Source organism: Ruegeria sp. BB5 (assembly GCF_056539405.1).
In genome coordinates this window covers 333,907-352,937 of the sequence record NZ_JBQFUX010000002.1, presented here as the reverse complement: position 1 = coordinate 352,937, position 19,031 = coordinate 333,907, and the positions used below count along the sequence as shown (strand labels likewise).

21 protein-coding genes are annotated in these 19,031 nt (G+C 60.4%); 12 read left to right on the top strand and 9 right to left on the bottom strand.

Annotated features, from left to right (window positions below; genetic code table 11):
- The first annotated feature begins 12 nt into the window (after nt 1-12).
- Nucleotides 13-828 carry an SDR family oxidoreductase gene (locus ACR0DL_RS09770; RefSeq protein ID WP_170533113.1) on the top strand — a complete coding sequence of 272 codons (816 nt, stop codon included), beginning with the start codon at nt 13-15 and terminating at the stop codon, nt 826-828.
- A 21-nt stretch (nt 829-849) separates the two neighbouring features.
- On the opposite strand, the gene ACR0DL_RS09765 is transcribed toward ACR0DL_RS09770, so the two are convergent.
- The 7 genes from ACR0DL_RS09765 to ACR0DL_RS09735 form a co-directional block, all read right to left on the bottom strand.
- Complete coding sequence (locus ACR0DL_RS09765) at nt 850-2,160, bottom strand: M16 family metallopeptidase (protein ID WP_170349819.1); 1,311 nt, start codon at nt 2,158-2,160, stop codon at nt 850-852.
- Complete coding sequence (locus ACR0DL_RS09760; protein WP_170349818.1) at nt 2,157-3,497, bottom strand: M16 family metallopeptidase; 1,341 nt, start codon at nt 3,495-3,497, stop codon at nt 2,157-2,159. The genes ACR0DL_RS09765 and ACR0DL_RS09760 overlap by 4 nt, the downstream gene beginning before the upstream one ends.
- Before the next feature lie 82 nt (nt 3,498-3,579).
- Nucleotides 3,580-4,098: a DUF3035 domain-containing protein gene (locus tag ACR0DL_RS09755; protein WP_170349817.1), complete on the bottom strand. Its 519-nt coding sequence runs from the start codon at nt 4,096-4,098 to the stop codon at nt 3,580-3,582.
- Between the two features lie 50 nt (nt 4,099-4,148).
- Nucleotides 4,149-4,619, bottom strand: a complete 471-nt coding sequence (gene lspA / locus ACR0DL_RS09750) for a signal peptidase II (protein WP_170349816.1) — start codon at nt 4,617-4,619, stop codon at nt 4,149-4,151.
- Entirely contained in the window at nt 4,619-6,208 is a 1,590-nt protein-coding gene (gene purH / locus ACR0DL_RS09745) for a bifunctional phosphoribosylaminoimidazolecarboxamide formyltransferase/IMP cyclohydrolase (RefSeq protein ID WP_480638237.1), read from the bottom strand. The genes lspA and purH overlap by 1 nt, the downstream gene beginning before the upstream one ends.
- Before the next feature lie 22 nt (nt 6,209-6,230).
- Nucleotides 6,231-7,970, bottom strand: a complete 1,740-nt coding sequence (locus ACR0DL_RS09740; protein ID WP_480688846.1) for a heparinase II/III family protein — start codon at nt 7,968-7,970, stop codon at nt 6,231-6,233.
- Between the two features lie 90 nt (nt 7,971-8,060).
- Nucleotides 8,061-9,317 (bottom strand): RsmB/NOP family class I SAM-dependent RNA methyltransferase, encoded by a 1,257-nt coding sequence (locus tag ACR0DL_RS09735; RefSeq protein ID WP_480688844.1) that lies wholly within the window; start codon nt 9,315-9,317, stop codon nt 8,061-8,063.
- Between the two features lie 89 nt (nt 9,318-9,406).
- On the opposite strand from ACR0DL_RS09735, the gene ACR0DL_RS09730 reads away from it, so the two are divergent.
- Nucleotides 9,407-9,601: a DUF1674 domain-containing protein gene (locus ACR0DL_RS09730; RefSeq protein WP_170349812.1), complete on the top strand. Its 195-nt coding sequence runs from the start codon at nt 9,407-9,409 to the stop codon at nt 9,599-9,601.
- A gap of 4 nt (nt 9,602-9,605) precedes the next feature.
- On the opposite strand, the gene ACR0DL_RS09725 is transcribed toward ACR0DL_RS09730, so the two are convergent.
- Nucleotides 9,606-10,460, bottom strand: coding sequence for a LysR family transcriptional regulator (locus ACR0DL_RS09725; RefSeq protein WP_480688842.1), 855 nt, complete (start codon nt 10,458-10,460; stop codon nt 9,606-9,608).
- Between the two features lie 99 nt (nt 10,461-10,559).
- Between ACR0DL_RS09725 and tmpA the strand changes: the two genes are divergently transcribed.
- From tmpA to ACR0DL_RS09705, 4 genes are all read left to right on the top strand, one after another.
- Nucleotides 10,560-11,696: a 2-trimethylaminoethylphosphonate dioxygenase gene (tmpA, locus tag ACR0DL_RS09720; protein ID WP_480688840.1), complete on the top strand. Its 1,137-nt coding sequence runs from the start codon at nt 10,560-10,562 to the stop codon at nt 11,694-11,696.
- Nucleotides 11,693-12,283 (top strand): (R)-1-hydroxy-2-trimethylaminoethylphosphonate oxygenase, encoded by a 591-nt coding sequence (tmpB, locus tag ACR0DL_RS09715; RefSeq protein WP_170349809.1) that lies wholly within the window; start codon nt 11,693-11,695, stop codon nt 12,281-12,283. Before tmpA ends, tmpB begins: the two co-directional genes overlap by 4 nt.
- Nucleotides 12,280-12,948 (top strand): ureidoglycolate lyase, encoded by a 669-nt coding sequence (locus tag ACR0DL_RS09710; RefSeq protein ID WP_425081378.1) that lies wholly within the window; start codon nt 12,280-12,282, stop codon nt 12,946-12,948. The genes tmpB and ACR0DL_RS09710 overlap by 4 nt, the downstream gene beginning before the upstream one ends.
- A gap of 97 nt (nt 12,949-13,045) precedes the next feature.
- Nucleotides 13,046-13,903: a hypothetical protein gene (locus ACR0DL_RS09705; protein ID WP_480688838.1), complete on the top strand. Its 858-nt coding sequence runs from the start codon at nt 13,046-13,048 to the stop codon at nt 13,901-13,903.
- Between the two features lie 6 nt (nt 13,904-13,909).
- Here the strand turns inward: ACR0DL_RS09705 and dapB are convergent, their stop codons facing one another.
- Nucleotides 13,910-14,719: a 4-hydroxy-tetrahydrodipicolinate reductase gene (gene dapB / locus ACR0DL_RS09700; RefSeq protein WP_480688837.1), complete on the bottom strand. Its 810-nt coding sequence runs from the start codon at nt 14,717-14,719 to the stop codon at nt 13,910-13,912.
- Nucleotides 14,720-14,808: 89 nt separating this feature from the next.
- On the opposite strand from dapB, the gene rbfA reads away from it, so the two are divergent.
- From rbfA to rpsO, 6 genes are all read left to right on the top strand, one after another.
- Complete coding sequence (gene rbfA, locus ACR0DL_RS09695) at nt 14,809-15,204, top strand: 30S ribosome-binding factor RbfA (protein WP_170349805.1); 396 nt, start codon at nt 14,809-14,811, stop codon at nt 15,202-15,204.
- Complete coding sequence (locus ACR0DL_RS09690; RefSeq protein WP_480688835.1) at nt 15,201-15,944, top strand: phosphodiester glycosidase family protein; 744 nt, start codon at nt 15,201-15,203, stop codon at nt 15,942-15,944. The genes rbfA and ACR0DL_RS09690 overlap by 4 nt, the downstream gene beginning before the upstream one ends.
- Before the next feature lie 54 nt (nt 15,945-15,998).
- Nucleotides 15,999-16,904 (top strand): tRNA pseudouridine(55) synthase TruB, encoded by a 906-nt coding sequence (truB, locus tag ACR0DL_RS09685; protein ID WP_480688833.1) that lies wholly within the window; start codon nt 15,999-16,001, stop codon nt 16,902-16,904.
- Nucleotides 16,905-16,925: 21 nt separating this feature from the next.
- Nucleotides 16,926-17,429: a DUF1643 domain-containing protein gene (locus tag ACR0DL_RS09680; RefSeq protein ID WP_480688832.1), complete on the top strand. Its 504-nt coding sequence runs from the start codon at nt 16,926-16,928 to the stop codon at nt 17,427-17,429.
- 94 nt (nt 17,430-17,523) lie between these two features.
- A complete protein-coding gene (locus ACR0DL_RS09675; protein WP_480688830.1) occupies nt 17,524-18,552 on the top strand; it encodes a calcium-binding protein in 1,029 nt (342 codons plus the stop codon).
- Between the two features lie 144 nt (nt 18,553-18,696).
- A complete protein-coding gene (gene rpsO / locus ACR0DL_RS09670; RefSeq protein WP_008757925.1) occupies nt 18,697-18,966 on the top strand; it encodes a 30S ribosomal protein S15 in 270 nt (89 codons plus the stop codon).
- Nucleotides 18,967-19,031: the final 65 nt, after the last annotated feature.

The window sequence follows — 19,031 nt, the reverse complement described above, 5'->3', positions numbered from 1 at the left end:
AGGGAGGCCTACATGGATTTTTCAGGACAGACCGTCATCGTCATTGGCGGCACCAGCGGCATCAACCGCGGCATTGCCGAGGCGTTTGCGGCCTCGGGGGCCAAACTGGCCGTTGCCAGCCGGTCGCAGGACAAGGTCGATGACACGCTTGCCACGCTAAAAGAGGCCGGCGCAGCCGAAGTAGTTGGCGCAGCCTTTGATGTGCGCGATGCGCAGGCAGTGGCGGACGGGCTGAAACAATTCCATGACGCCTTGGGTGATTTCGACGTTCTGGTCTCTGGCGCAGCGGGGAATTTCCCGGCCCTGACCTCCGAGATGTCGGTCAATGCGTTCAAGACCGTGGTGGATATCGACCTGATGGGCACCGTTCATGTGATGAAGGGGGCCTATCCTTACCTCAAACGCCCCGGCGCCAGCATCATCAATATCTCGGCCCCACAGGCGTTTCTGCCCTATGAAGGGCAAGCCCATGTTTGCGCAGCCAAAGCCGGGGTCGATCAGATCACTCGCACCCTGTCGATGGAATGGGGGGTCGAAGGCATCCGCGTGAACTCGGTGGTGCCAGGATTTATTGAAGGAACTGAAGGCGCACGGCGTCTGGCACCAACGGAAAACGCCCACGAGGAATTGCGCCGCGATGTGCCGCTGGGGCGTTGGGGAAATACACAGGATGTAGCCAATGCCTGCCTGTTCCTCAGCTCGGACATGGCCAGCTATATCAGTGGCACAGTTCTGTCCGTTGATGGCGCGCTGTATCAGCGCGGGTCCGGCAAGTTCGGGCAGATGATGGGGCAGATGCTGCGCAGCGCAGCGGGGAAAAAGGGCTGAGCGTTGCTCAGCCCCCTTTGATCAGTTTGTGGTTTCCAAACCTTCGGGTTTGCCGACAACAGTGAAATGCAGCCCCTGGGGGTCCAGCAATTCACTGGCCACGCGGTTCACCTCGTCCAACGTCACCGCGTTCACCTTGTCGTTGCGGGTGGCGATATAGTCGATGGGCAGGTTTTCCATCTGCATACCGACCATGATCCCGGCGATCGGGCCATTGCCATCAAACCGTAACGGATAGGCTCCGGTCAAATAGGTCTTGGCGTCGTCCAGCTCTTTTTGAGTCACACCTTCGGTCGCGGCACGCGCCCACTGGTCGCGGATCACCTCGACCGCTTCGGCGATGCGGTCATTGGCCGAGGACACTGAGCCCAGATAGACCGAAGCCAGATCCTTGGGTACCAGATAGGTCGCGACGCCATAGGTCAGGCCTCGCTTTTCGCGCACTTCCTGCATCAGGCGGCTCTCAAAACCACCGCCACCCAAAATGTGGTTCAGAACAAAAGCGGCAAAGAAATCCGGGTCGTCCCGGTCGATCCCCGCGTGGCCAAACAGGGCCACGGATTGCGGCGTATCGAACTCGACCACGCTGACGCCACCGGGGATGTCCACGTCAGCGCGGCCCGGAATGGGTTTTCCGGCCTCAGGCAGGTCGGCCAGCAACGTGTCCAGTAGCGCGCCCAGCTCATCGGGGGTGATATCGCCCACCGCACCGACATAGAGGCGGTCCTTGGCGAACACATTGTCATAGGCGGTGACCACATCATCACGGCTCAATGCGCTGACGCTTTCGATCGTGCCTTTGCCCTCGGACCCATAGGGGTGATCGCCATATGCCATCTGTGCAAAATTGCGCCCGGCAATGTCATTGGGGTCAGTCTGGTCCGAGCGCAGCCCGGACAGAATCTGCGCCTTCACCCGCTCAACCGCGTCTTCATCGAACCGAGGCTCGTGGATCGTGGTGCGTAACAGGTCGATGACTTCGCCCCGGTTCTCAGTCAGAAATTGCGCCGAAATCGAAACGGAATCATCCGACGCATTGTACCGGAACGAGGCCGCTAGTGATTCCAACTCGCGCGCATAGGTGCGGGCGTCCATGTCACCTGCGCCTTCCTCGATCAGACCGCTCATCAGATAGATGGCGCCGCGTTTGCCGGGCTCATCCAGCGAGGTACCACCGCGAAAACGTAGTTCCAGCGCGGTGAAGGGGATCGAGTGATCCTCGACCAGCCATGCGGTGATACCGCCGGGTGAGGTGACCTCTTCGATCTCGATCTCGGCCCATGCGGGCAGCGCGATGACAACGGCGATCAGGGTTGCAAAAATCCGTTTCATTGCGTCACCTCATCGTCGCGCATCAGCCATCCGGTGACCGACGCCTCGGGCTGTAGAACCTCACGGGCGGCGGCGATGATTTCTTCCCCGGTCACGGCCTGCAGGATATCGGGCCACGCCTGCACATCCTCGACCGTCAAGCCGCTGGTCAGGGCGCGGCCATAGCGGTTGCCGATCCCGTCCACATTATCGCGCGCATAAGTCTGGGCGGCGCGCAGCTGCATCTTGATCCGGTCAAGGTCTTCTTCGTTCACACCTTCAGCGATGAAGTCGGCGACGGCTTGATCCATGGCTTCTTCGGCTTCTTGCAGCGACACGCCCTGAGCCGGGACGACCAGCAGATCAAAGGTCGTGTCGTCCAGCGAGACGCCGCGATAGAAGGCACCCGTATAAACGACCTTTTGCTGTTCGAATTGCAGTTTTTCGTTCAGGTAGGACGTGGTGCTGCCCCCCAGCAATTCGGCCAGCAGGAACAACGCAGCGGCTTTTTCCTGCGCACCGGCATCCCGTTCGGGCGCGAGATAGCTGCGCTGGACATAAGGCTGCGAAACACGCGCGTCCTTGAAGGTCAGGCGACGTTCGGCCGATTGCGGCGGTTCCTGCGAGCGTACGCGTTCAGGCAAGTCCGGGTTGGCGGGGATAACGCCATAATACTGTTCGGCCAGAGTTTTGACCTCATCCGGCTCCACATCGCCGGTCACCACAAGAATGGCGTTATTGGGCGCGTAATGGGTCTGATAGAAGGACAGCGCATCCTCCATGTCCAGCGTCTCCATCTCGTGCTTCCAGCCGATGATCGGCACGCCGTAACGATGGTTAAGGTACTGAGACGCGCTCATCTGCTCGCCAAAAAGCGCCCGCGGGCTGTTTTCGGTACGCTGGTTGCGTTCTTCAAGGATCACGTCACGCTCGGTTGCGATATCCTCTTCGCTCAGGCGGATATTGCGCATCCGGTCCGCCTCCATCCGCATCATCAACTCCAACCGGTCGGCGGCTACACGCTGGAAATAGGCAGTGTAGTCATAGGAGGTGAAAGCATTGTCATTGCCACCGTTGGCGGCGACGGTAGCGGAGAACTCGCCCGGTGCCAGCGTATCGGTGCCCTTGAACAGCAGATGCTCCAGGAAATGCGCCACGCCGGACGAACCAACAGGCTCATCCGCAGATCCGGCGCGATACCAGACCATGTGCTGCACGACCGGGGCGCGGTGATCTTCGATCACAACGACATCCATGCCGTTATCCAGCGTGAAAGTGGTAACCGCCTCGTGCCCTTCCTTGGCAAGCAAAGGGGTGGCGGCGAACAGGGCGGCAGATAATGCCAGGGCCCGAACCATGGGGCGTCCTCCGTTTCGTTTGATGGTGTTCAAACTACGGTTGTGGTGCGCAGGTTCAAGGGTGATGACGGAAAGTTAAGATTTATTCATCAGCCGGTGGGGCCGAGGGCGTCTCAATCCCGGCCTGACGCGCTGCTTCGTTCTGCCGATTGGCATCAAGTGCTTCGCGACTGTAAACCTGCGAATAGCGGTCTATCTTGAACAGGCGCAGACGGGTCAAGCGGCCCTGCTTTCTGCGAAACTCGGCGTCTTCGGTGTCGACGACCTGACGCGTGTTGGATGGCACGCCATAGCGGCTTGAGGCCGTCACCAGCGCGCCATCAGATGCAGGAATTGCGGCATTCGGGTTCAACGCCGCTTCGCTGCCGCCCAGCGCCACCACGGCATCCGCCTTGGGGTTTGGGTCGGTCAGGTTGGAACCGCCCGGTGTGGGCGCAGGCAGGAACTTATAGTCCTTGGGCTGGGTCAGCGGTTTGACCGGCATGACCGAAAACTCATCCGGTCCGTCCCCCGGTGCCTCAAGATGGCGCAAACCGATATCCGAGCACCCGGCAACCGCAAAGGCCAATGTCACAGCAAAAATAGAACGCGGCAACCGCATCAGAGTCTCCAGCCAGTTTCAGGCGCTTTTATCGCATATCACCCGGCGCGTCACGAGGGCTTTTTGCCATCGAACAACACAAGTCCGAAAGCACCCGCAAAGATGAACACATCGGCCAGGTTGAAAACAAACGGATTGTTGAGGCCGCAACAGGACATGTTCAGGAAATCCAGAACATAGCCGTACAGCACCCGATCCACCACATTCCCAAGCGCGCCACCAATCAGCAACCCGCCGCAAAACAACATCAGCTTGGACGGGGTTGTCCGCATCAGCCAGATCAGCACGCCAATCGCAACAGCCAGCGAGATGCCGATCAGCACCCAACGAGCGGTGTCGCTGTCGCCTTGGAACAGGCCGAAATTGATGCCCCGGTTCTCACCGTATTTGAACACCAAGAGCGGCGGCAGCACGTCGATATTGCCCTCGGCCACACGCATCACGTGAACGACCAGATACTTACTGATCTGGTCGATCGCAAACGCGGCCAGCGCGGCCCAGAGCAGAATACGAGAGCGCATCAGTGGCGGAAGTGGCGCATGCCGGTGAAGACCATGGCCAATCCGGCCTCATCCGCGGCCGCGATCACCTCGTCATCACGCATTGAACCGCCCGGCTGGATGACACAGGTCGCACCAGCCTCAGCGGCTTCCATCAGCCCGTCAGGGAAGGGGAAGAATGCATCAGACGCAACGGCCGAGCCGATGGTGAGCGGCTGCGGCAAGCCGAGCGCGTCGGCCATGCGTTCGGCCTTCTTGGCGGCAATCATGGCAGAGTCCAAGCGGCTCATCTGGCCTGCACCAACGCCAACAGTCGCGCCATCTTTCACGTAAACGATGGCGTTGGACTTAACGTGTTTCGCCACTTTCCAGGCAAACAGCAGGTCGCGCATCTGCTCTTCGGTCGGCGCCTTTTTGGTGACGACCTTCAGATCGTCCATGCCGACAAAACCATTGTCCTTGTCCTGCACCAACAGGCCACCCGCTACCTGACGCACGGTCTTGCCGCCTGCGGTCACGTCCGGCAGGGCTTCGGTGGTTAGAAGGCGCAAGTTCTTCTTGGCCGCGAAGATCGCTTTGGCCTCATCCGATGCACCGGGGGCGATCACGACTTCGGTGAAAATCCCGGTGATTTCCTGTGCGGTTTCCGCGTCGAGCGGTTGGTTCAGTGCCACGATCCCACCAAAGGCCGAAGTACGATCGCAGTCGAATGCCGACTTATACGCGTCCAGCAAGGTCGCGCCTGTGGCAACACCGCAAGGGTTGGCGTGTTTGATAATCGCACAGGCCGCACCTTTTGCAGGATCGAACTCAGCCACCAGTTCAAACGCTGCGTCGGTGTCATTGATATTGTTGTAGCTCAGCTCCTTGCCCTGGTGCTGAACGGCGGTCGCCACACCCGGACGGTTGGTTCCATCAGTGTAGAAAGCCGCCTGTTGATGACTGTTCTCACCATAGCGCAGGGTCTGTTTCAGTTCACCGGCAAAGGCGCGGCGCTTGGGCGCATCAAGCTGCAGTGCGTCGGCCATCCAATTCGAAACCGCGGTGTCGTACGCTGCGGTCCGGGCGTAAGCCTTTTGCGCCAGCCACTGGCGGAAACCGTAGGATGTCTTGCCGTAATTCTCTTCCAACTGATCCAGGAGCGAAGAGTAATCCTCGACATCCACAACTACGTTCACAAAGGCATGGTTCTTGGAGGCCGCACGGATCATCGCAGGGCCGCCAATATCGATGTTCTCGATGCACTCGTCATAACCTGCGCCTTTGGCCACCGTCGCCTCGAACGGATAGAGGTTCACAACCAGCAAGTCGATCGCGCCAATACCATGTTCATTCATCGCAGCCACGTGGCCGTCGTTGTCGCGCAGCGCCAGCAGGCCACCATGCACCATCGGGTGCAGAGTCTTGACCCGACCATCCATCATTTCGGGGAAACCGGTGATCTCGCTGACATCCTTCACCTCAAGCCCTGCATCACGCAGCGCCTTGGCTGTACCGCCAGTCGATAACAGCTCGACCCCACGTTCGGCCAGCGCCTTACCCAGCTCGATCAGCCCGGTCTTGTCGGAAACGGAAAGCAACGCGCGGCGCACGGGGTGAAGATCGGTCATGGGTCCAAAGGTCCTTTTGGCGTCAGTCAAACTCGGGCTCGTCCCGGTGCAGATCGCGCACGGCATAGGCTGTATCCTGAGCCTTACTCAGCGTCCACCGGGTGCGGGTCGCATACTCCATTGCGCGCCCGGATAGAACGATCTGTTTTGTCGCGCGTGGCTTTAAACGGCCTTTTTCAAGGTAAACGCTTGGTTCAACGGATAATTTTCCCACGCCATCATGGCGGAAAATCCAAATTTCGCCGCTTTTGAGCGCCATCGACACCGCCGCGCCGCCCAAATCAATGGCCGCATCCACGTCTGGATGCAGGTGAAACCGGATATCAAACCCGATCCCGTTCAGGCCCGAAGCGTCCAGCGCCCGGTCAAACTGCCGCTTGGCCTTGTCGGTAGCAGTCAGCAGAATATCCTCGCCCGTCAATTCTCGCCCATCAAATCGCAGCTCGAACGTACGCGCATGGGTCAGACCGAACACTTTGGTATAGCCGTCATGCCCGACCATAAAGCGGGTGCCTTCGAATGCCTCTTCGAAATCAATCGGTACGTCTTGCGGTGCATCGACCAAAGCCTCTCGTTCACCTCCATTCCCCGCTGGTGCCAAACGCGCGCTAGAATAGCCATCCAGGCACAGGGTCGAATGCGAAGGTGTTGCGCGCCCGGCTCGCCGCCATTCCGTTCCGAAACTTTCGCCTGATCCGCAGTTCACAATCAGTGGCCGCCGCCCCGAAGTTAGCTCAAACGCCAGGGTCGAGGCATGGGCATTATAGGATGCAGCCCCCTTGGGCGGCACGTTAGCATCGACGATCACGCTGGTCCGGGCCGCGTAAAGCCGTGCATACCCCATCGCCAACCCAGTTGCGTGTTGCGGGCGAACCCCGCTTTGAGCCAACGCCTGATCCAGCCGCCCTTCGATCCCGCGCCCGCCGCCATGAAAGCGGGCCAATGCGCCGTCTGAATGGCGCAAGCTGCGCAGGGTCGGCGCCATGCGTTTGATCGCGTCGGCCTGCGCGCCGGGGGTGCCCCGCCCCTGATCGCTCAGCGCGGCCGAGGTCCAGGACAGCAGGGTGAACACCTCAAGCAACTCTTCAGGGTTGCGGGTGGAAATACCGCCCTGCGCGTCGATCTGCCGTTCGCATTCCTTTGCCAGGGCGCGCAGGGCCGGGTCAGCCATCTGCTCCAACCCTTTCAGCGCCAGTCCGGCCTGAACCAGACCGGCCAGAGCCTCGAACCGGGGCAGGCCTGGCGTGGCCGCTTTCCAGCGTTTGGACAGGAACCAGGTTTGCTGCGCCAACGCGCGAAAGAACACAGCGCTCTGCTTGTCATCCATTCCGCGCAGAAGGAAGACGGCGTGGTTGATCCAGCGCATCACCCGTCGGCCGGTCAGATCGGGTGCCCAGCCAGGCCCTTGCCCGCGGCCATGCGCGTCGATCCAACCCCACACCCAACGCTGCGCCTTTTCCCGCGCCCGCATATCGCCGACGGCGGCCAGATCATCCAGCCAGGCAAAACCGTGGCGCTCATTGTCAAAGCCGGTGCTGGGCGCGGTCACGTCCCACAGGCCGGTATCCTGTGCCTCGACCAGATACCCGGCAAACAGCAGATTTCCAGCGACCAGCTGCCGCCCCCGGGCAAACGATCCCACAGTGCGCGGTTCAGGCTCGGTGACGAAGCCGGCAGCGGCCTTGCGCCGCTGACTGAGCCGCGCATACAGACGGTTCTGAAACCGCGTCCACCGGTTTGTCATGGTATCTGAGTTTGACATGACGCTCGTTACTCTGCCTCTCACGCTCTGCTGGCGCCTGAGACCCAACGATAGACCGGTGTGATCGTCAAGTCATCGAAAAGCGTGCCATCAGGCGGATTTGTTCAGGCAGGCGATATAGAACCCGTCCATGCCACCGCGATCCGCCCAATAATCGGGCCGCAGACGCAGGCCACCTTCTTCGGTGATCCAGCTTTGATCCACCCCGGTCACGTCCAGCGCGGTGCGGTCGATGCTCATGTCAGGATATTGTTCCAGCGCCTCTTCGATCTGCACCTCGCCTTCGTCAGGCAACAGGGAGCAGGTGCAATAGACCAACCGTCCGCCGGGTTTCAGCAGGTTCCAGGCATGGGCCAGCATCTGCGCCTGCAATTCAATCAACCCGCGGAATTCCGAGCCGTCCTTGGCAAAGGGCAGGTCCGGGTGGCGCCGAATGGTTCCGGTGGCCGAACAGGGTGCGTCCAGCAGGATCGCGTCATACTGGCCTTGATGCTCCAGCGCGTCACCAGCGATGACTTGCGCTTGTAAGCCAGTGCGTTTGAGGTTCTCGCGTACTCGCTCCAGTCGGGACTCCGAAATATCCAAAGCCGTCACCTTGGCCCCGGCTGCCGCCATTTGCAGCGTCTTGCCGCCCGGTGCAGCACACAGATCCAGCACGGTTTCCCCGGGCTTTGGTGCCAGTACACACACCGGCAAAGCCGCCGCCGCGTCCTGCACCCACCAGTCGCCCTGATCAAACCCCGGCAGGTTTGAGACCTGCCCCACATCTTGCACCCGCATCGATCCAGTCGGCAGCGCCTCCCCCGGTCCAGTAACCCCAGGTTTAAGTGAAAGGTCCAGCGGCGCACCAGTGAAATGCGCCTGCTCCATGCCTGCAACGGCATCAGTGCCCCAGGCCATGATCAGCGGCTCGCGCAGCCAGTCCGGCAGGCGCGGCACCCGCATCTTGGGCCAGGCTTCCGGCCCTTCGGTGGCAACCTTACGCAGCACAGCGTTGACCAACCCCTTGAGCCGGCCATGTTTGCGCGACCGCCCCACAATTTCGACCATCGAGTTCACGACACCATGTGCAGCCTCACCCTGGCACAGTTCAAGCGCGCCCAGGCGCAGCGCGTTATGGACGGTCAAAGCAGGCGTCCTATAAAGGTGATTGTCCAGAAGACGGTCGGCTCGTTCCAAACCGCGCAGGGTTTGCAAGGTCAAACGCTGCGCCCGCGCGCGATCCTCGGGGGCCAGTCGATCCAGCGCGCCTGCGGTCAGGCATTCGGACAACAGCCGCCCCTCACCCAATATCTGATCCAACAGATAGATCGCGCTGCGTCGCGCCGCTGTTGCGTTGTCGGACATGAAACCGCCTTTGATGTGACTCTCGTCCGCATTGCCAAAGGCGGACGGGGGCGTATATCAAGCCCGTGCCCGGAAAGGAACCCGATGTCATGCCCGACACCACGAATGACGACCACAAAGACCTGCCCCCCGCCGCCCAGCGCGCCCTGGCCGAGGCGGAAGAACGCCGCAGCAAGGCCGAGGCAGAAGCAAAAGAGATGCCCAAGGAACTGGGCGGGCGCGACGGTCCTGATCCGGCCCGCTATGGCGATTGGGAAAAAAAGGGCATCGCCGTCGATTTCTGATTGATCAGCCCTGAAGGGCCTGCAGAAAATCGGCAATCAGGGCACGCTGTTTTTTCGATTTGACCCGCTCTTCGGGCCAAGTCAGCCAATAGCCGTCTTTGGTCTGCAAATCGGGCAGATCCAGCCGACACAGCCGACCGGCCTGCAAATCCGGGCTGGCCAGAGGCACCGAGCCCAGCACCACTCCAATCCCCTGCCGGGCCGCCGAAATGGCATGTTCCATCGAATCGAAACTGATCTGTGACGGTGGCATCTCGCCATGCCCCGTCTTACGCGCCCAGTCCCGCCACGCCGGGCGCTCGCCACGCAGCTCAATCAGCGGCACCCCCCATTTTACACCGGGCGCGGCCATCGGCACCAAAACCTCGCGGGCGATCAGGGCCGCATCCCGACCGGGCCAGGCCCCACGCCCATAGCGGATTTGCAACCAGGTCCGCTCCTCATCCAAGGACGACCGGCGCGCCACCGAGTCGGTCATCACCCGCACATTGGGTCGCGTTTCCTGAAACCGGGCAAGCCCAGGCAGAACCAGCGCGTGGATGTTCGAAGACAGGCCCGCGACGCGTAGCTCTTGCGGGGATTTGCCGAACAAATCTTCGGTGTTGCGCTCCAACGCCTGCAAACTCTCTTGCACCAGTGGCAGATAGCTTTCGCCTTCAACCGTCAGTGACACGCCTCGTGCCTCGCGCACGAACAGGGACCGGCCCAGCCAAGCCTCCAGGTTACCGATCCGCTGACTGACGGCTGCCTGTGTCAGCCCAAACTCTCGGGCGGCGGCGGAAAAACCACCCAACCGACCGGCGGCCTCGAACACGCGCAGCCAATCCAGCGGCGGTAATCCGATCTTTTTCTTTGCCATAAGATTTTCCAAGCCTCAGCCGAAAGAAGGATTAATTGTGTTAATGCCACAAGAGGCGTATCTGCTCAATCAAAGCCCGCGCTGAACAGGAGATCCCCCATGCTGCGCACTGCCAATCACGATACTTCGGTTGTGACTGTTGAATTTGACACCGGAACTCAGGCCCGTTTCCACGCGATCTGGCTGCGCGATAATGCGCTGGATCCGGAGACACGCGCGCCCGGAAACGGTCAGCGTCTGATCACCATCAGCGACATTCCCGTCGATATTTCAGTCAGCTCCGCCGAGATCAGCAATGGCGATCTAACGGTCACTTTCCAGCCCGAAGACAAGACCGTGACCTTCCCCGCCGCTTGGCTGGCCGATCACGTCTATGATTGCGCCCGGTCCTTAGAAACAGGCCGTGTCGCACACGGCATCACCACGTGGGAACGCGGCATCGAAGCGCCAAGTGCTGATTGGAGTGAAGTCCACGCCAATCCCGCCGCCAAGCGCGGCTGGCTGGCTGCGGTGGCTAAGTTCGGTTTTGCCAAGCTGACCGGCGGCCCGACTGAGCCGGAATCACTGCTGAAGGTGGCCGATCTGTTCGGCTACGTCCGCGAAACCAACTATGGCCCCTATTTTGAGGTTCGGACCGAGGTAAACCCGACCAACCTAGCCTATACTGGCCTTGGTCTTCAGGCGCATACCGACAACCCCTATCGTGACCCGGTGCCGACGCTGCAAATCCTCTATTGTCTGGAAAACAGTGCCGAAGGTGGCGATTCCATTGTAGTCGATGGTTTCCGTGCCGCCGAAAAACTGCGCGATCAGAACCCCGAAGGCTTCACCCTGCTGGCAGGCTATCCCGCGCGATTTGAATACAAAGGTTCGGACGGCATCTGCCTGCGGTCTCGCCGCCCAATGATCGAGTTGTCGCCGGACGGTGAGCTAGTCGGCATCCGCTTCAACAATCGGTCTTCCGCCCCGTTTGTTGACGTGCCATTCGATCAGATGGAAGCCTACTATGCTGCCTATCGCCAACTTGGCGAGATCATCGACGATCCGGCCATGGGCGTGTCGTTCAAGCTGGAACCGGGTGAAAGTTTCATCGTCGACAACACCCGCGTCCTACACGCGCGGCTGGGCTATTCCGGCGCAGGATCGCGTTGGCTACAAGGCTGCTATGCCGACAAGGATGGATTGCTGTCGACGCTCGCAGCGATGGACATGGCGCAACCGGAGGCAGCGGAATGAAACCCGATTTCTCAACCCTCAACCGCGACAACATCGTGGCCTTTATCGGGGATATCTTCGACCGTCGTGGTGGCGAGGAATATCTGGGTGAACCGGTCACGATGGCAGAACACATGCTGCAAGGTGCCACAATTGCCGAACAGAACGGCCAGTCCGAGGAAATCATCGTTGGCGCGCTGCTGCACGATATCGGCCATTTCACATCCGAGTTCGGCACCTATCACCCCGACGATACCGAGGATCGCCACCACGAGGATGCGGGGGCCGAAGTTCTGGAACAGTTCTTCCCGTCAGTCATCACCGATTGCTGCCGCTATCATGTGGCGGCCAAACGGTATCTCTGTGCCACCAAGCCTGAATATTTCAACCGCCTATCCACAGCTTCGGTTCACACTTTGGAGCTGCAGGGTGGTCCGATGAGCGCCGAGGAAGTCGCGGAATTCGAGGCCAACCCGAACCTGAAAGAAATCATTCAGGTCCGCTATCTGGACGAGGCAGGCAAGCGTGCGGATATGAAGACGCCGGATTTCACCCATTTCGCGCCGATGGTGCAACGCATGGTCGACAAACATCTGGGGGCGGCATGAACGCCCCCGAATATATCTTTGAGGCCAGTTCAAAGCCGTCCCTGCCCTGGCATGAGGTACCCCTGATCCGGGCCACAGACGCGTCGGTCAAGGGCTATGGCTGTCTGGTCGATGACCCGGACGGCTTCGAGATCGAAATCTCTCGCTGGCCCCAACAGGGCTGGCGCCCCATCGACGAAGGCACCGGCGATGAAGGTGGCTGGGTTGAGGGTACGTTTAAATGCGACTGGCAGGGCGACGTGCTGTATGGTGAGAACGAGGCGGTAAAAGGCCACTATGTTCTGGGCTGGTCCGTCGACCCGCAACAGGCACAGACCGACCAGAAAACCGCGCCGCGTGATCAGGTGCTGCTGTGGCATATGAACTATCACCCAGACGGCGGACAGATGTTCTGGCCGTTGGACAACAAGCCCTTCATCGTTCCCGCTGCGCTGCCCGGGGACAATTTGACCCCCGAAAAGGTGGTCGCGTTCTGGTGTGACGGCTCGCGAGGCCTCTATATCCACCCCGGCATCTGGCATGAGGGGATTTTCCCCGTCGAAGACAATCAACGGTTCCTCGACCGCCAGGGTCGGGTCCACGCCCGTGTCAGCGCCGATATTGGCAAAGAATTCGGCGTTTATCTGGCCTGCCCGCTGCGTGATGAAAAGGTGAAGGATCTGTAACTGCACCTCAGGAAGCCTGTCTTCAGAAACCCTTAACCCTTAGCCGAAACATCTGTGATACTCTGATGCCACGTCCAACAGGCACGGGAGGTATCCGATGGGATGGAACAGGCGCAAAGTTGTCCAACTGGGAACCGCAGCAACGGTCGGAACCTTGTTGCCGCGCATGGCAACAGCAGCGGAAGACCAGAATGCGGCGTTCGAACAGGAATTCAGCACGACGCTCGATCATCTGAGAAAAACATTCTCGGGGCTTGGGTTCAACGAAGCAGCGCCACTGTCCGTTGCTTCCGGGCGCGATGACTATAACGAGGGGCTGCGGCACGATTTTGACCAATCCGCGCTGCCCTCGAACGCTTTTGTCATTCAACCGTTGGCTCGGGTTGCCGATGTCAGTGAGAAATCTCGTGCGGACGTGTTACCGCTGTTTCATGAGGTCGGCTGCCATCCCGCAGACGCAGACGGTCAAGCCACGACGCGTCTGATGATGCGCATTCTGACCGAAGCCTTCGATCTTGACCCCGCCCGCATTGCCTTTGTCAGCGTGCCGCAGTCCGAGGATATGCGCACTGTGCTGGACGAGATGGCCCTACCATTTACCGAAAAAGTGCTGCTGCGCGATGAGGTTGAGGCCCTGGCCGCCCGCGATGCCTCGGGCTTTTTCTTTCCTGATCCGTTCGGCGATGCCTACATCGTGACGATGGGCGTCTATTACCGCGTCGGTGATACGGATGAACTCGCCCCCGCGGCCTATCCTCCGTCCGCCAACTGGACCGAGATCGGCGAGATCGTGATCGGAGGTGAGGCCGCGCCCCTTGGCATTTCCATCGGGGCCGAGCGCCTGACCTATGCCCGGACCGGCCAGTACCCGACATGGGATCAACGATTGGGGCTGCTCTTTGCAACGGCAGAACAGGATGGTGCAGAACCGCCCGGTCTGGCCGCATTCCGCTAAACGGGGTTACAGCCCCAGCACATCCACCATGTTATACTGGCCGGGGGCCTTGCCCTGCCCCCATAGCGCCGCCTTTAGGGCACCGCGAGCAAAGATGGCGCGGTCGGTGGCCAGATGGCGCAGAACGATGCGTTCTCCGGGGGCGGCGAACAGCACGTCATGCTCGCCGACGATGTCGCCACCGCGAATGGCGTGGAATCCGATGTCTCCGCGTTTACGGGCCCCAGTGATCCCGTCGCGGCCCCGGTCGGACACGTCGGCCAGATTGACACCGCGCCCTTCGGCGGCGGCCTCACCCAGCATCAGCGCAGTGCCTGAGGGCGCATCGACCTTGTGGTGATGGTGCCCTTCAATCACTTCGATGTCGAAATCCTCATCCAGCGCGGCGGCAACTTTCTTGGTCAGTTGCACAAGCAAATTGACCCCAAGGCTCATGTTCCCGGCCCGCACGATAACGGCATGGCGCGAAGCTGGCTCCAGCGCTGCGATCTGCTCATCCGACATGCCGGTGGTGCCGATCACGTGCACGCAGCGCGCCTGCGCGGCCAGCGCGGCAAATTCCAGCGTCGCTTCGGGTGCTGTGAAATCGATCACCGCCTGCGCCTGCGCAAATGCCTCAAGCGGGTCATCGGTCACGGTGACGCCCAACGCTTGACCGCCCATGGCCGTGCCCACGTCCTGACCGATCCAATCATGGCCTGTACGCTCGACCACACCGACCAAACGCGCCTGATCGCTGTCGGTGACGGTCTTGATCAGCATCTGCCCCATACGGCCCGAAGCCCCTGTGATGACGATCCCCGGAATATGGGTCATTGCGCTGGTCCTTTCTAAAGTCGGCTCAAAGCCTCCTACCCGGTTCGCGCCCGCTTGGCAAAGCCCAGCTTTGCGCTTAGATCGGGGATATGGCAAAGAACAAATTCCACGATGGCCCCGGCCCCTCCCAACGACAGCTGCGCGTCGGCGAACTGATCCGACGCACCCTGTCCGAGGTTCTGGCGCGCGGAGATGTCCACGACCCCGACCTGAACCGCATGTCGATCACTGTAGGTGAGGTGCGCACCTCGCCCGATCTGAAGATCGCCACCGCCTATGTGCTGCCCCTTGGAGGCAAAGGGCAGGAAGATGTGATCGAACTGCTCGCTCGCAACAAGGGCGAGTTGCGGCGCGTGATCGGCAAAAAGCTCAACCTTAAGTTTTCGCCCGATCTGCGGTTCCGTCTGGATGATACTTTCGATCGTCTGGACGACACCCGCCGCATGTTCAATCAGGACGCGGTGCGCCGCGATCTGGACGAGTGATCCGCATACTGGTCACGTTGGGCGCGGTTTTCTGGGCCGCACAGGCCGGCGCGGTCACCTGCGAAAAGCTGACCCACGGGAATAAGCGGTACACCGTTTGCGAGGTGGACGCCGCCAATGAAGACCTGCGCCTGTTTCTGAACGACGAAAATGACGACCTGCTGGGGCATTTCTCATCGGTGAACGAGGCGCTTGAACCCAGTGGAAAGCGTCTGGCCTTTGGGATGAACGCCGGTATGTATCACGACGACCGCTCGCCCGTCGGCCACTATGTCGAAGAGGGCGAAGAGGTCATGCGCGTGATCCCGAATCCCGGCCCCGGCAATTTCGGCCTGCTGCCCAACGGCGTGTTCTGCATCCGCGACGGTCGTGCCGATGTGTTCGAGACGTTGGATTTCGTCGAACAGGCCCCCGACTGCCGGTTTGCCACCCAATCCGGCCCGATGCTGGTGATCGACGGAGAGCTGCATCCGCGCTTTCTGCCTGACTCGACCTCGCTCTATGTGCGCAACGGGGTGGGCACTAGCGCCGATGGCACGCGGGCGGTGTTCGCAATCTCGGATGACTACGTCACTTTTCATGAATTCGGCAGCCTTTTCCGCAACGTGCTGGAAACGCCGAATGCGCTGTTCTTCGATGGCAATATCTCACGCATGTACGACCGGGCCAGCAACCGCTCGGATGTTGGCTTTTCGCTGGGGCCAATCGTGGGTGTGGTCGAAGACACACCGGGAAATTGACAGGACCCGGGTGATCCGTTAGGTCGCGCGCCTCAGCAAAGGGCAAGGTGCAAGATGGGACGTAAACGCAAGGGTCGAGACATTTCCGGCTGGCTGGTGGTGGACAAACCCGCGGGCATGACCTCGACCGCGGTGGTCAACAAGGTACGCTGGGCGATGGACGCGAAAAAAGCGGGCCATGCAGGCACGCTGGACCCCGAAGCGACCGGTGTTCTGGCCGTGGCATTGGGGGAGGCGACCAAGACCGTTCCCTACATCACCGACGCGCTGAAAGCCTACACATTCACTGTGCGTCTGGGTCAGGCCACCAATACCGACGATGCCGAGGGCGAAGTGATTGCACAAAGCGATGCGCGCCCCTCGGATGAGGATATCAAACAGGCGCTGGCCCCTTTTTTGGGTGAGATCATGCAGGTTCCGCCCAAGTTCTCGGCAGTGAAAATTGACGGCCAGCGCGCTTATAAGCTGGCCCGCGATGGCGAGGACGTGGAACTGACCGCCCGCCCCCTATGGGTTGAGGAACTGGTCCTCGTCGACCGCCCCGATGAAGATCACGTCGTACTGGAAATGACCTGTGGCAAAGGCGGTTATGTCCGCTCGATCGCCCGCGATCTGGGGGCGGCACTGGGATGCCACGGCCACGTCAAGATCCTCCGCCGCATCTGGTCCGGCCCGTTTGAGGCCGAGGACGGTTTGAGCATCGAACAGATCGACGAAATGGCCAAGACAACCGCGTTGGACGAGTATCTGCATCCGCTGGAAACCGGTCTGTCGGATCTGCCCGAACTGAAATGTACCCCCGAAGGGGCCAATCGCCTGCGCAACGGCAACCCGGGTATGGTGCTGGCCTCGGACGTGGAATACGGCGACGAGGCATGGGCCTCGCTGGATGGCAAGGCTGTGGCCGTGGGCATCTATAAATCCGGCGAATTGCACCCCAGCCGGGTGTTCGTCGCCTGAGCCACGTGTTAGGCGAAGGGCATGATCACCCGAACGCATACCAAGGGCGATGCGCCCTCGACCGCCATTTATTCCGATTGCGAGAAGTATCGCTATAGCCTGACCCGCATCTGGGACCCGGAGGGATGCAAGGCGCTGTTCGTGATGCTGAACCCCTCAACCGCGACCGAGGTGCAGAACGACCCCACCGTCGAACGCTGTGAACGGCGGGCGCGGGCGTTGGGGTTCGGGGCGTTTCAGGTGACCAACATCTTTGCGTGGCGCGACACAGATCCGCGCAAGATGCGCGCCGCCACCGATCCAGTGGGGCCTGCGAATGACGCGGCGATTCTGGACGGCGTCGAATGGGCCGATCAGGTAATTGCCGCCTGGGGCACCCATGGTGCGCATCTGAATCGCGGCCCGGCGGTGGAAACCTTGCTGCGCGGCACCGGCCAACCACTGTTTCACTTGGGACTGACCAAGGGCGGACACCCGAAACACCCGCTCTATATCGCCTATACTCAACAACCCGAACCGTGGTGACAAAAGGTTAACCACGAGATCAGCTTAGCTTTGACCAAGTGCTTGACCGCATGAGACATTTACCCTCGGGGCAGTACGTTCACGGAGGGTTCCCATGTTTCTGATCGGATTCCTAAGTCTGGCCGCTGTCGGTGGCGCAGCCTTTGCCATGAGCGACGCGTTTGTCCCTGAAGACGCTCCCGAAGATGAAGACAGCATTGACGATCAGCCTGACGAGGTCTCTGACGATAAGCACCTTGAGATCGACGAAACCGACGAAGACCCGACCACGTCCCAAGACGCCGCAGAAGAACAGGAACCATCGACCGGAACCATCCTGTCCGAATTCGATGGTGATCTGGTGATTGCCGGAACCGAAGAGGCGGATGTGCTGACCGGTCAGGACGGGGACGACCAAATCAACGGATATGATGGGGATGACACCATCGACGGCGGTGCAGGCAATGACGTGCTGTTCGCCGGTGAAGGGGCGGATTTCGTGTCAGGTGGCGCGGGCGACGATATTCTGCATGGCGAGGATGAGGATGACCTGCTGACCGGGAGTGAAGACGATGACATGCTTTATGGTCATTCCGGCGCAGATCAGCTGGAGGGGGGCGAGGGTGAAGATACGCTCTATGGCGGGCAGGACGATGACACGTTGGACGGTGGTGATGGCGATGACGCGCTGCACGGCGGGTATGGCGACGACATACTGGACGGCGGCTCGGGTGAGGATGTTCTTTTTGGCGGCGACGGCGACGACATATTGAACGGCGAAGAAGAAGTAGACGCTGTCGATTTCCTGAACGGCGGCGATGGCGAGGATACGATTCTGGCCGATAGCGGCGACATCGTCACCGGCGGCGACGGCGCGGATGAGATTATCCTGACCCCCGAAGCCGAGGATGAAGCGGTGACCGTGATGGATTTCCAACCCGGTCAGGACAAGCTGTTTGTATCATGGGATGGTCAGGAAGACCCCGACATTCAGATCGAAACTGACGCTGAAAACGAGAATCTCACACATGTGCTGATCGACGGGCAGGATGTGGCGCAGCTGCTGGGGGCCGAAGGGTTGACGGCCGACGACATTCAGCTGATCTCTGAGATCGATCTGGCACAGCTGATCGCATTGGGCTGAGCCCGAAGAATCCTTTTGCCATTCGCCAAAATTACGCTTATACGCGCGCATCCGCATCGGAATCGGTGCGGTCTTCTCCATGGGCCTGTGCTGGACGACATCCCGGCCTGCGCCATCAACTCTAACCTTTTAAAGGAGACCCCGATGTCGATTACTGCCGCTGAAAAAGCACGCGTTATGAAAGAATTCGCAACCAAGGACGGCGACACCGGTTCGCCAGAAGTCCAGGTTGCCATCCTGACCTCGCGCATCACCACCCTGACTGAGCACTTCAAGACCCACAAAAAAGACAACCACGGTCGTCGCGGTCTGCTGAAAATGGTCGCCCAGCGCCGTAAGCTGCTGGACTACCTGAAGGGCAAGGAAGAAGCACGCTATCAGGACCTGATCAAAAAGCTGGGCATCCGCCGTTAAGATCGGACTGTACAGCTGGTACAATTCAGACGCCCGCCTTTTTGGCGGGCGTTTTTTTGTTTTAC